This is a genomic window from Flavobacterium urumqiense, from assembly GCF_900108015.1.
Taxonomy (GTDB): Bacteria; Bacteroidota; Bacteroidia; order Flavobacteriales; family Flavobacteriaceae; genus Flavobacterium; species Flavobacterium urumqiense.
In genome coordinates this window covers 454,540-467,497 of sequence record NZ_FNVP01000001.1, presented here as the reverse complement: position 1 = coordinate 467,497, position 12,958 = coordinate 454,540, and the positions used below count along the sequence as shown (strand labels likewise).

Annotated in this window: 14 protein-coding genes; 10 read left to right on the top strand and 4 right to left on the bottom strand. The window is 34.1% G+C overall.

What is annotated here, in order from left to right:
* The first annotated feature begins 165 nt into the window (after positions 1 to 165).
* The 7 genes from C4S35_RS02085 (at position 166) to C4S35_RS02055 (ending at position 6,834) form a co-directional block, all read left to right on the top strand.
* A complete protein-coding gene (locus C4S35_RS02085) occupies positions 166 to 1,041 on the top strand; it encodes a helix-turn-helix domain-containing protein (protein ID WP_103998567.1) in 876 nt (291 codons plus the stop codon).
* Positions 1,042 to 1,140: 99 nt separating this feature from the next.
* Positions 1,141 to 2,196 (top strand): ferrochelatase, encoded by a 1,056-nt coding sequence (gene hemH, locus C4S35_RS02080; RefSeq protein WP_103998566.1) that lies wholly within the window; start codon positions 1,141 to 1,143, stop codon positions 2,194 to 2,196.
* Complete coding sequence (locus C4S35_RS02075) at positions 2,197 to 3,552, top strand: MATE family efflux transporter (RefSeq protein WP_103998565.1); 1,356 nt, start codon at positions 2,197 to 2,199, stop codon at positions 3,550 to 3,552.
* A complete protein-coding gene (locus tag C4S35_RS02070; protein ID WP_103998564.1) occupies positions 3,539 to 4,093 on the top strand; it encodes a CopD family protein in 555 nt (184 codons plus the stop codon). Before C4S35_RS02075 ends, C4S35_RS02070 begins: the two co-directional genes overlap by 14 nt.
* Positions 4,094 to 4,095: 2 nt before the next feature.
* Positions 4,096 to 5,568: an ATP-binding protein gene (locus C4S35_RS02065; RefSeq protein ID WP_425269130.1), complete on the top strand. Its 1,473-nt coding sequence runs from the start codon at positions 4,096 to 4,098 to the stop codon at positions 5,566 to 5,568.
* Positions 5,569 to 5,578: 10 nt separating this feature from the next.
* Entirely contained in the window at positions 5,579 to 6,361 is a 783-nt protein-coding gene (locus C4S35_RS02060; protein WP_103998562.1) for an enoyl-CoA hydratase/isomerase family protein, read from the top strand.
* Positions 6,362 to 6,435: 74 nt separating this feature from the next.
* Complete coding sequence (locus C4S35_RS02055; RefSeq protein ID WP_103998561.1) at positions 6,436 to 6,834, top strand: hypothetical protein; 399 nt, start codon at positions 6,436 to 6,438, stop codon at positions 6,832 to 6,834.
* Between the two features lie 54 nt (positions 6,835 to 6,888).
* Here the strand turns inward: C4S35_RS02055 and C4S35_RS02050 are convergent, their stop codons facing one another.
* The 3 genes from C4S35_RS02050 to C4S35_RS02040 form a co-directional block, all read right to left on the bottom strand.
* The gene (locus C4S35_RS02050) at positions 6,889 to 7,542 is read right to left on the bottom strand and encodes an HD domain-containing protein (RefSeq protein WP_103998560.1); all 654 of its coding nucleotides are present in this window, start codon (positions 7,540 to 7,542) and stop codon (positions 6,889 to 6,891) included.
* Between the two features lie 89 nt (positions 7,543 to 7,631).
* A complete protein-coding gene (locus C4S35_RS02045) occupies positions 7,632 to 8,621 on the bottom strand; it encodes an acyl-ACP desaturase (RefSeq protein WP_103998559.1) in 990 nt (329 codons plus the stop codon).
* Positions 8,622 to 8,632: 11 nt separating this feature from the next.
* On the bottom strand, positions 8,633 to 9,367 hold the full coding sequence (locus C4S35_RS02040) for a lysophospholipid acyltransferase family protein (RefSeq protein ID WP_103998558.1): 735 nt from the start codon (positions 9,365 to 9,367) through the stop codon (positions 8,633 to 8,635).
* A gap of 126 nt (positions 9,368 to 9,493) precedes the next feature.
* Here C4S35_RS02040 and rnpA point away from each other — a divergent pair, with 126 nt between their 5' ends.
* The 3 genes from rnpA to C4S35_RS02025 all read left to right on the top strand — a co-directional run bounded on the left by rnpA (position 9,494) and on the right by C4S35_RS02025 (position 12,471).
* A complete protein-coding gene (gene rnpA / locus C4S35_RS02035) occupies positions 9,494 to 9,919 on the top strand; it encodes a ribonuclease P protein component (RefSeq protein ID WP_103998557.1) in 426 nt (141 codons plus the stop codon).
* A gap of 108 nt (positions 9,920 to 10,027) precedes the next feature.
* The gene (locus tag C4S35_RS02030) at positions 10,028 to 11,665 is read left to right on the top strand and encodes a S41 family peptidase (protein ID WP_103998556.1); all 1,638 of its coding nucleotides are present in this window, start codon (positions 10,028 to 10,030) and stop codon (positions 11,663 to 11,665) included.
* On the top strand, positions 11,665 to 12,471 hold the full coding sequence (locus C4S35_RS02025; protein ID WP_103998555.1) for an OmpA family protein: 807 nt from the start codon (positions 11,665 to 11,667) through the stop codon (positions 12,469 to 12,471). Before C4S35_RS02030 ends, C4S35_RS02025 begins: the two co-directional genes overlap by 1 nt.
* Here C4S35_RS02025 and C4S35_RS02020 read toward each other — a convergent pair whose 3' ends face one another.
* The gene (locus tag C4S35_RS02020; RefSeq protein ID WP_103998554.1) at positions 12,472 to 12,915 is read right to left on the bottom strand and encodes a GNAT family N-acetyltransferase; all 444 of its coding nucleotides are present in this window, start codon (positions 12,913 to 12,915) and stop codon (positions 12,472 to 12,474) included.
* Positions 12,916 to 12,958: the final 43 nt, after the last annotated feature.

Below are 12,958 nucleotides of genomic sequence, written 5' to 3'. Positions count from 1 at the left end.
AAGTACTTTTTGTGTCGCTATGTGATTTTTTAGTTTTAAATCGTTGTTTTATTATAAAAACCCTTATTTTTGTAGCAGAAACGCGTTTTTTTGAACGCCTTATTCAGAACGTTTCTAAATAAATAAACTTGTTAATTATCATTTTCATATTAAAAAAATATCGCTATGGGTTCTCAAGAAATCATAAAAATTGAAGATGACTTTACGCTCATTCGCTTTCAGAATGACAGCACCGATGCCTTTCAAGCCCAACGTGAAGTAAGCAGCGGATTGATTCAGTTTCATTTTGGATTAAAAGGAAATGCGAAGTTTATCTTTAATCAAGGAAATTATGCATTGGAATTGAAAGAGGAAAAATCATTGCTATTGTACAATCCACAAAAAGAACTGCCTTTAAATCTGGAATTGGCGCCAAATTCATGGGTGATTTCTGTTATTATTTCCATCAAAAAATTTCATGCTTTATTTTCAACCGAAGCGGACTATATTACTTTTTTAAGTGCTGACAATAAGGACAAAAAATATTATAATGAAGGAAACATCAGCCCATCTATGGCAATTGTTTTGTCGCAACTGTTTCATTACAGCTTGCATCCTTCGATTAAAAACCTGTATTATAAAGGAAAAGGATACGAATTATTGAGTTTGTATTTCAATAGAACCGAAGATCCAAACGCAGAACAATGTCCATTTTTGATAGACGAAGACAATGTAATAAAAATCAAAAAAGCGAAAGAAATCATCATTGCCAATATGGCCGAACCGCCTGGATTACAAGAATTGGCCGACGAAATAGGTTTGAATTTAAAGAAACTTAAAATGGGTTTCAAACAAATTTATGGCGACACCGTTTACGGATTTTTATTTGACTATAAAATGGATTTTGCTCGAAAATTACTCGACAGCGGTTCTTATAATGTAAACGAAGTGGGACTGAAAATTGGATACAGCACCGGAAGTCACTTTATAGCGGCTTTCAAAAAGAAATTTGCCACCACGCCTAAGAAATATTTGATGTCAATCAATCCAAATATGCAGTAAACAATTGATTTCTTATATTGAACAATAAATAAAAAATAGTTAATCGCAATTTATAAAAAAGTAAGTTTATTTACTTTTGTAGCAACAAAAAAAGACAACATGAAAGGTGTATTATTAGTTAATTTAGGTTCTCCGGAAAGTCCAACTGCTAAAGATGTTAAACCCTATTTAGATGAATTTTTAATGGACAAATACGTAATTGACGTTCCGTTTTTGTTACGAGCATTATTAGTTCGTGGAATAATTTTACAAACAAGACCTAAAAAATCGGCTGCCGCTTACGCAAAAATATGGTGGGACGAAGGTTCTCCGCTTGTGGTTATCTCCAAAAGAATGCACGCCAAAGTAAAAAAATTAGTTGATGTTCCTGTTTCCCTAGCGATGCGTTACGGAAATCCTTCGCTTTTGTCAGGCTTACAAGAACTGCACGACAAAGGCGTAAATGAAGTACTGCTTTTTCCATTGTACCCACAACACGCAATGGCGTCTACAACAACCATTTTAGAATTAGCTGAAGAACACCGTAAAAAATATTTCCCAGAAATGAAATTTACCATTGTTCCTGCGTTCTACAACAAACCCGATTATTTACAAAACCTAGCTGATTCGATTAAAGGACATTTAGCTGGTTATGATTACGATCATTTGTTATTCTCCTATCACGGAATCCCGGAGCGTCACATTCGCAAGACTGATATCACCAAATCCCATTGTAAAATAGACGGTTCTTGTTGCAACACGCCGTCACCTGCACATGAATTTTGCTACCGCCACCAATGTTACGAAACCACAAAACAAGTGGTGAAATTATTGGGAATTCCAGAAGGTAAATACAGCCAAACTTTTCAATCTCGCTTAGCGGGAGACAAATGGTTGACGCCCTACACAGATATTGAAGTAAACAAAATGCCTGAAAAAGGAATTAAAAATCTTGCTGTTGTAACGCCGGCTTTTGTATCTGATTGTTTAGAAACTTTGGAAGAAATTGCCATGGAAGCCAATCATGAGTTTAAAGCTCATGGTGGCGAAAATTTTATGGCTATTCCCTGTTTAAATGATGGCGACGATTGGTGTAAAACGGTAAGTAATTGGATTACAAATTGGTCGAACGCCTCATCATCCGTTAACGTTGACTCCGAAAAAATAAACGCTTAAATGACTGTTTCTGCCGATGAGTTAGGAACTCAGGACATCAAAAAACTTTTGATAAAACAAGCAGTTCCGTCCTCCATTGGTATTTTGTTCATGTCGGTCAATATTTTAATTGACACCATTTTTGTTGGGCAATGGATTGGTTCTTTGGCCATTGCAGCGGTAACCGTAGTTTTGCCCATCACCTTTTTGATTTCTTCTCTGGGAATGGCGATTGGTGTGGGCGGAGGCTCTGTTCTTTCGAGAGCATTGGGAGCAAATAACAGGGAAAAAGCAAAAACTACTTTTGCCAATCAAATTATGATGACTTTTTTATTGTCATTCATTTTTGTTGCTTTTGGCCTTTTCTTTAGCAATGAGATGCTGTTGCTTTTTGGTGCAAAAGGAGCTATTATGAAACCCGCAAGAGAATTTTTCTTTCCGATCATAATATCGGTTCCATTCTTAGCACTTTGTATGATGGGCAACAATATTATTCGAGCGGAAGGCAAAGCTAAATTCGCCATGGTTGCCATGATTATTCCTGCTTTCATAAATATTACATTAGATATTATTTTTATAAAATATTTGGATTTAGGAATGTTTGGCGCTGCTTTGGCTACAGCCATATCCTATTTTTCATGTTTCTTGTTTGTCTTGTGGTTTTTTCTTTTTAAAAGTGAATTAAAACTGCGAACAAGACATTTTAAGTTTAAACTTCTAATTGTAAAAGAAATATCGGAACTGAGCATTGTCACATTTTCCAGACAAGGCGTGGTTAGTATTTTAGCCATAATTTTAAATCATATTTTGTACACTTATGGCGGTGAACATTCCGTTGCTATTTACGGAATTATCAGCAGAATGTTGATGTTTGCTTTGTTTCCAATTCTGGGAATTACGCAAGGTTTTCTCCCTATTGCTGGTTTTAATTATGGCGCTCAAAATTATGAAAGAGTTAAAGAAAGTGTACAGCTTTCGATAAAATACGCAGCAATTTTAGCTTCACTTATTTTTGTAGTCATCTTACTTTTTGCTAAACCTATAGTATCCGTTTTTACCACAGACCCAAAAGTAATTGCAGAAACCCCCGAAGCGTTACGTTGGGTTTTTGCGGCTTCCCCGGTTATTGCTATTCAGTTAATTGGTGCAGCCTATTTTCAAGCTGCTGGAAAAGCAAAAAAAGCCCTGTTATTGACTTTGAGCAAACAAGGATTTTTCCTAATTCCGCTGGTGCTGATACTACCAAATTTTTTAGGTATTTTTGGAATATGGATTGCATTCCCAATTGCGGATATCTTATCAACAATACTGACCGGCTATTTTCTAAAAAAAGAAATAAATACTAAATTGATTCAAACTACCAATGGAATATTATAATTACCTTAAATCTTTGCACCTCATCTTTGTAATCACCTGGTTTGCGGGATTATTTTATATTGTCCGCTTATTTGTTTACCAAATTGAAGCCGCTCAAAAACCTTCTCCAGAAAAGGAAATTTTGCAAAAACAATACAAAATAATGACGTATCGTCTTTGGTATATCATAACTTGGCCATCGGCAGTTTTAGCGAGTATATTTGCTTTTTGGATGTTGTTATTTACTGATTTAGGTCAAGCTTGGTTAAAAATGCCGTGGATGCACGTAAAACTTGGTTTTGTATTTGCATTGTATTTGTATCATGGGAAATGCCAACAAATATTCAAACAATTGCAAAACGATGAAGTAAGATACACAACAACTTTTATGCGATTATGGAATGAAGGCGCAACTATTATCCTTTTTGCAGTGGTATTTTTAGTCATTTTAAAAAATGCAGTCAACTGGATTTACGGCGTAATTGGGATTTTTCTTTTTTCAATTTTAATTATGCTTGGGTTTAAATTTTACAAACGCATTCGAGAGAGAAATCAATCTTAATTATGTTCAAGAACTTTAAAATGTCGATGCTTTCCTTACGAATCAGGATTTTCCTATCCATGATTGTATTGATAATCATGGCCTCCATTTTGTTAGCTTCTATTTCGATTATCCAATTCAAAAACGAAGCCAAAGAATACCATCAAGAGCGCTTAGAACGAAAGGAAGATGCAATAAAAGAACATATAAATTATGTGCTTTCTACCACAACGTATCCTTTGACAACTGAGAATTTAGGTTTGATTTTTAAAGATAAAATTCATGAACTGGCTCAAATCCATAGTATTGAAATTAACATTTACAGTTTAAACGGAAAATTGCTAAAATCATCCAAGGAATCATTTTCTGTAGACAAAGTATCGCCTCCAATACCAAAATACATCCTCAAATTAGTTCGTTCCTCCATAGAAAAAAGATATGTAGACATTAAAACTATCAATGGAGTAAAGAATCGATCGTCTTATAGTCAGATAAAAGATGACAAATTTAAAACGCTTGGGATTTTGAATCTCCCTTATGTGGAAGATGATGGTTTCTATGAAAATGAATTAAACAGTTTCTTGATTCGTTTGGGTCAGGTGTATTCTTTTATGCTGATTGTGGCTTTTGCCATAGCCTATTTTCTTTCGACTTATATTACAAAATCGCTAAAAACGATTTCAGACAAGTTAAGCGAAACTAGTTTGAATCAAAAAAATGAAAAAATCGTATTAGAAGCCAGTAGCAAAGAAATCAATCTGTTGATAAAAGCGTACAACGGAATGGTGGATAAACTGGAAAAAAGCGCAATAAAATTAGCCCAAAGCGAACGTGAAGAAGCTTGGCGCGAAATGGCGAAACAAGTTGCACATGAAATCAAGAATCCACTGACGCCAATGCGATTGACAGTGCAAAGTTTTCAAAGAAAATTTGATCCAAATGATGTAGAGGTAAGACAAAAGATGAAAGATTATTCTGAGACACTGATTCAACAAATTGATACAATGAGCGCCGTTGCATCGGCATTTTCAAATTTTGCTTCGATGCCGGCACAACAGAATGAAACACTAAATGTCGTTAATGTAGTAGACTTGGCAATGGACATTTTCAATGAAGAATATATTGTTTTTAAAAGTGATTCACCTGAAATTATCTCAAAAATAGATCGAACACAACTCATTCGAATAATTACAAATTTGGTTAAAAATGCGATTCAAGCCATTCCTGAAAACCAAGAAACCAAATCTATAATTGTAACTGTAAAAAAAGAGCAAAATAACGTCTTAATAACTGTTGCTGATAACGGGATTGGAATTCAGACGAAAGATATCAGTCGCATATTTGAACCAAAGTTCACTACTAAAAGCAGCGGAATGGGTCTTGGACTTGGTATTATTAAAAACATTATAGAAAATTACAAAGGAACGATTACCTTTGAGTCTAAATTTGGAAAAGGAACTACTTTTACGGTTTCACTGCCAATAATTAACACCTAAAATCATAATTATGAACTACGAAAGTATTTTAATTACAACAGAAAATAATATTGCAACGATTACCATTAATCGTCCTACAAAACTAAATGCACTGAATGCAACAACTATTTCTGATTTGCATAAAGCAATTAAAACATTAGGTAAAAACAATGAAATTCGTGTTATCATTTTAACTGGAAGTGGCGAAAAAGCTTTTGTTGCCGGAGCAGACATTGCAGAATTTGCTAACTTTTCTATCGAAGAAGGAATGCAATTGGCCGCTGAAGGACAAGCAAAATTATTTGATTTTATAGAAAATTTAAAAACTCCTGTAATCGCAGCTGTTAATGGTTTTGCTCTTGGTGGCGGATTAGAATTAGCCATGGCGTGTCATTTCAGAATCGCTTCTGAAAATGCTAAAATGGGGCTTCCAGAAGTTTCACTTGGATTGATTCCGGGTTATGGAGGAACACAACGTTTGCCACAATTAGTAGGCAAAGGTCGCGCAATGGAAATGATTATGACCGCAGGAATGGTAACCGCACAAGATGCTTACAGAATTGGACTGGTGAATCACGTCGTTCCTGAATCCGAACTTTTAGATTATTGTGTAAGTGTGGCCAATAAAATAATAAAGAACTCTCCGTATGCTGTTGGCAAAGCCATAAAAGCAGTCAATGCCAACTTTAAAGAAGGCAACAACGGCTATGAAACCGAAATAAAAGCTTTTGGAAAATGTTTTGGAACCGAAGATTTTAAAGAAGGAACGACAGCATTTTTAGAGAAAAGAAAAGCGACTTTTAAAGGGAAATAAAAAACAAATAGTCCGGATTGACGGGCTTTGATTGATCCTTTACGAAATATAATACAATATCTTAAATTCAACTTATGTCTTACCAACCTGTATTTGCCCAATTTTGGGAAAAGGTAAAAGAAAGCATCCAAAATGGAACTTACGCTAAATTAACTTTGGCCAAGACTATTGGTGATACCGAATTAAAAAACATTTACGTTCGCCCCGTGTTGAATGATGACATTTTTAGTCTTTCGATTACGGCACGTTACAAAACAGAAGAAGCTGAAAGTTTCCACACTATAGATGAGACTTTTATTATATTAGCTCCCTATATGAATAACCCTTTTTTGACCGCTCTCCTATTTACAACGGAAAATGACATAACCTTTAAACTCAATAAAAAAAGAGTGGGAAGTATTGTTGAACAAGCGCCAACTTTTAAAAACGCTGCAGATGTAATTATAGAAATGAAAGCAAAAGGAATTATTTAAAAATAATCACGTTGTAGAGACACACTGCAGTGCGTCTCTACATATCGTGGATATTTATTTTTCCCCTTCCCATTCCGCATAAAACTGAGAAAGAAACCCTTGCATATAATTATGTCTTTCTTGTGCAATTTGTTTCCCAGTCTCGGTGTTCATCTTATCTTTAAGCAGTAATAACTTTTCGTAAAAATGATTTAAAGTTGGAGAATCATTCTTTTTGTATTCTTCCTTTGACATCTTAGCTTTTGGGGCAATTTTAGGATTATAGAGCGCTCTATTCTTAAACCCACCATAATTGAATGCTCTGGCAATTCCTATAGCTCCTATGGCGTCTAAGCGGTCTGCGTCCTGAACAATATTCAATTCAATAGAAGAGAATTTCTTTTCGAAATTACCGCCTTTATAAGAGATGTTTTCAATGATATTTACTACGTGTTCAATGGTTTCTTCGGCCGAGTTTTGAGATTCTAAAAATTCCCGGGCTATTCTGGGACCAACTGTTTCATCTCCATTATGAAATTTACTGTCCGCAATATCGTGAAGCAAAGCACCTAAACGAATGATTATTGGGTCACAAACTTCATTTTTGGAAATTAAAACAGCGTTTTTGTACACTCTTTCAATATGGAACCAGTCGTGTCCACCTTCGGCATTTTCTAATTTTTCTTTAACAAAAAGAATGGTTTTGTCAATTATATTTTCGTTAATCATTTGTGAAATTGGTATTTATTAAAAATGTTGAATCCTGAAGCAACAACTTCAAAATTCAACATCATTATTCTTAGTTCGAACTCAGAAATCTATCTTGCTAAAGCAGGCTCTACCCATTTGAAAATATGAGATTCTTGTGGTATTACCATTCTTTCTGAAATTTTAGCCATTCTTCCCGGCAATTTTATCAAATAATCACGAGCTTTCTCCGCTTCATCGGTCAAACCTGAAATCTTATCAATTTCCCATTTGTCAATTAACTTTTGCATAATATCTACATAATCCGCAGCGGTATAAACTCCAATTCGTTGCGCCGAATCAGAAAACTGTTCAAAAGCAGTACTGATTTTTTGCCCTGATTCTCTCAAGAAATGAGCTGGCATAACAATTTTTGCTTTCATCATATATTGAAAAGCAAGCATCATTTCGCTCGGGTCAACTTGAAAAATTCGGTTCACAAATTCGCTGTAGGCATGATGATGGCGCATTTCGTCACCAGCAATCATTTTACACATTTTAGACAGTTTGTTATCCCCATATTTCTTCGCCATTTGTGCCACTCTATTGTGAGAAACATAGGTTGCCAATTCTTGAAAACTGGTATAAACAAAGTTTTTATACGGGTCTCTTCCGGTACCAATATCAAAACCATCATTTATAAGGTGTTGTGTCGTCATTTCGATTTCACGCATGTTCACACGACCGGACAAATACAAGTATTTATTAAGCAAATCACCGTGACGGTTTTCCTCACCGGTCCATTGTCTGATCCATTTAGACCATCCATTTCTCTCAACGTTATCAATACCATCTACATCCATTAACCAAGATTCGTAGGTTGGTAGCGCTTCTTCGGTTATGGTATCACCAACTAAAGTTACCCAGAAATCATAAGGTAATTCTTTTGCAATTTCACGTAATTCCTTAACCTCATCAAAAAAAGTATCACTTTCAGAATTAGGCAAAAAATCAGAAGGTTGCCATATTTTTTCTACTGGGATTAGATACTGATCAACAAAGCTATCCACGTTTTTTTCCAAAAACTGCATTACTTCTAATCGAATGTTTTTTATTGACATTATATAATAAATTAAATTTTTATTCCTTGAACAACAGTTTTTTCTGTTTTTTCCATTAGCTCTTCAAAACTATAATCTTTCACTGCTAATGGTTTATGAATTACAAAGGTAAGGTGATTTCCTAAACCTAGGGGAAAAAATCCGTATTTAACGATTTTCCAAGAATTGTTTATAGTTATCGGAACCACATAAGCAGATGGTGCATATTTACATAATATTTTTAGCCCGCTTTGGGAAAACTCCTTTGCTTTACCGGTTTTACTTCGCGTTCCTTCTGGGAAAATAACGGCTGAACGCTTATATTTTTCAATATATTCAGACAAACCTTTAATAATAGGAATGGCCTGTTTAGGGTCTTTACGATCAATCAGTACGGAACCTCCATGTCGCAAATTATAAGAAACACTTGGAATCCCTTTTCCTAATTCTTTCTTGCTTACAAATTTACAATGAAAACGCCGTAAATACCAAATCATCGCGATAATATCGTAAAGACTTTGATGATTTGAAACAAATATCAAAGGGACATTTTCAGGAATATTTTTTATATTTTCAAATTTATAGCTAGTTCCTAAAATATTGGTACATCGCACTAAAAGAAAATTCATGTAATCCACACTTTTTTTGTGCGCCTGATAACCAAAAAAAGTAAAACAAAACCATTGAATAGGATGAAAAATGACCAATATAAGACCAAAAAACAAGTAATAAATTATAGAGATCGGATACGAAAATAGTTTTTGCATGCTTAAAAAATTAGCCACAAAAGTAAGAAATATATTTTTAGCCCGATTTTAAATCCCAAACAATATACAGACTCATGGTTTAATTGTAACTTTGTGGGCTAAAATCCATGTCTTTTTTCTCCTAAAATGAACTTCACTTATCCAAAAAACGAAAAGCTAAAAAGTAAAATTACCATTGGCTTATTATTTTCCGAGGGGAAATCTGTATCTAAATATCCACTTCGTTTAGTCTATTATTCTGGTTCATTGGAGAATTACGAAACTTCGGGACAAAAAATCAAGATGGGGGTTTCAGTTTCAAAAAAACACTTTAAAAAAGCCGTTGACCGAAATTATTTCAAACGTGTGCTACGCGAAACCTACCGACTCAACAAACATCTATTGCTGGACAATCTGGATAAACCATATGCATTTATGTTATTTTACCAAAGCAAAGACCGTTTATCTTATGAGGAAATTAATACTAAGACAATTCAATTGTTTGAGAAATTTGTGCAACAAAACATAAAAACTTCATTACCAGAAAACATCCCGGGTTTACAAGAACTATAATTTTTATCTTACCCTAATTAAGCAATATAACCTTTATATACAATACTTTAATTATTATTAACTATTTATTCTTATTTTAGCGGTAACAAATTTAGTTAAACGAAACCCATGAACTTCTTTTTCCAAAAAAAATTCATAATTCCAGTTGCTGCCTCAGCATTTCTATTTATTGGAGCGAGTTTCAAGGACGATTTTTTTGAAATTGCAAAGCAAATAGAGATATTCACAACGCTTTTTAAAGAAGTCAATAAGAATTATGTTGACGAGACGAATCCTGGTGAGTTAATGGACAAAGCCATCAATGGAATGTTAGGAAGTCTGGATCCTTATACCGTATATTTCAATGAACAGGATGTCGTAAAATTTAAAATTAATAATACAGGAGAATATACTGGAATTGGTGCTTTATTAACTCGGAAAGAGGACAAGCTTACGGTAAAAGAAATATATAAAAATTTCCCTGCCGATAAAGCAGGACTCAAGCCCGGTGATGAAATTATTCAAATAGGCGATGTGCTATTGTCAGATTTCAAAGAAGATGCCTCACAACTCTTAAAAGGCGCAAAAAACACTAAGGTAGACATAAAATACATCCGCCAAGGCAAAACAAATATTACCCAAATTGTACTTGACGAAGTTGAAATAAAGTCGGTGCCGTTTTTTGGAAAAATTGACGCAAAAACAGGCTATATCGTTTTATTGCATTTCAATAAAAAGGCTGCCCTTGAAACAAAAGAGGCACTAGAACAATTAAAAAAGGAAGGTGCCGAAAGAATTATCTTAGATTTAAGAGACAACCCAGGCGGACTTTTGAATGAAGCTGTGAATATTTGTAATCTCTTTGTTCCAAAAAACGAAATCATTGTAACTACAAAATCAAAAATAGAAAAACACAATAATACCTACAAGACAACCAAAGAGCCTGTTGACACTGAGATACCATTAATTATTATCGTTAATGGCAAAAGTGCATCTGCTTCTGAAATTGTTTCCGGTGCCTTGCAGGATTTGGATCGCGCAGTTGTATTGGGCAGCAGAAGTTACGGAAAAGGTTTAGTGCAAAGACCTGTTGATTTAACTTATGGAACGCAACTAAAAGTTACAATTGCACGTTATTACACGCCTTCAGGAAGGTGTATTCAAGCTTTAGATTATGCTCATAAAGACAAAAATGGCGTGGCTCCAAGAACTGAAGAAAAAAAATATAACGCATTCAAAACCCGAAAAGGAAGAACAGTTTATGATGGAGGTGGTATTCAGCCAGATATAGAACTTACTGAAACAAAATTAAGTCCAGTCACTAATGCCTTAATCAAAAATGACGGGATTTTTAATTATGTAACTCGTTATTATTATAAAAATCCAACTTTAGGGGATCGCATCCCATCGATTTCTGATTCCGATTATTCAGACTTTAAACAGTTTTTAAAATCCCAAAAATTCTCTTTTGACACGGAAACCGAGTTGGCATTGAAAAATACTTTGGCTATAGCCAAAAAAGAAAAGATAGAGGAATCTATCACCGTAGAATACCAACAATTGCTTGGCGCACTTCAAAAAAGCGAAGACCTATTATTGGATAAAAATCAGAAAGAAATCAAGAATCTTATTTTAGATGAAATTATAAAAAGATACCAATACCAAGAGGGTTTGTATCAATATTACATCAAAAATAATACAGAAGTTAAAAAAGCTATTACGATTTTAGATAACAATTCAGAGTATAAATCTATTTTGAAAATTTAATGAATATTATTTTCCGAATACTAGTTTTATTGTTTTTTAGCCATCTAAAAGCCCAAGAAAAACCGGTTCAGACCGTGTATTTTGAATTTGACAAATCTGATCTTTACAACCAACAAATTAAAACTATTATTGATTTTGCAAAAAATGCAGATACTTCTAAAATAGAATCTATTCAAATTTACGGGTATTGTGATGACCGAGGAGACAACGATTATAATTATAAATTGTCAAAAAGCAGAGTAAAAACGGTCCAGGACATTCTAACTTATAATGGTTTTAATAAAAATAAAATTGTCATTATTGAGGGAAAAGGACGTGTAATTATACAAACGGACTCTATTGATAACCTAACAGAAATCCGTTATAAAAACAGACGAGTTGACTTATTTGTTGTCAAGAAAAATAGTTATGGTAAAGGCATTTATAATTCCTTTCGAGAAAACCAAAAGGTTGGCGATCGTATCTATTTAGAAAACATTCTTTTTGCATTAGGAAGAAGCGAACTCACTTTAGTATCAAAAAAAGAATTAGATAAAATTGCTTTGCTGTTGCAAAAACATCAAACACTGCAATTTGAAATTAGAGGCCATGTCTGTTGCACACCCAGTAATTTTGACGATGCAATAGATGAAGCTACTCATGAAAGAAAACTTTCACTGAATCGTGCCCGGAATGTCTTTAAATATCTAATATCAAAAAATATTAACAGTCTTCGGATGAGCTATAAAGGTTGCGGCAATAAATTCCCTCTTGGAAAAGAAGAATCTTTGGATAGAAGAGTAGAATTTCTTATTTTGAAAATATAATTACTCTCTTTTCATCTCAATATGCGGAATATCATCTTCTAAATACATTTCGCTGGTTTGAATAAAATCATGACTTTCGTAGAATTTTTTCAAATATAATTGAGCTCCAATGGTGATTTTGCTTTCGCCAAAATGAAGCAGAACACCAGTAATGGCTTCATGCATTAAGTCATGACCCCATTTTTTATCGCGATAATTCGCATCAACGGTTACTCTGCCAATGGAAGCATTATCAAAACTGATTCCTGCCTTAAAAAGTCTGGCATGAGCTACAATTTTCCCTTCGAATTCTCCAAAGAGATGCAATGCCACCTTATCCTTGCCATCAAGGTCAAGATAAACACAGTTTTGTTCTACTACAAAAATTTCGCTTCGTAATCGTAACAAATCATATAGTTCGTGAACAGAAAGTGCCTCAAAAGGCTTTATACTCCATTTTAACATCGTGCGCTTTTTAAACTATTTATAAAATGCAAATTAAAGAAAA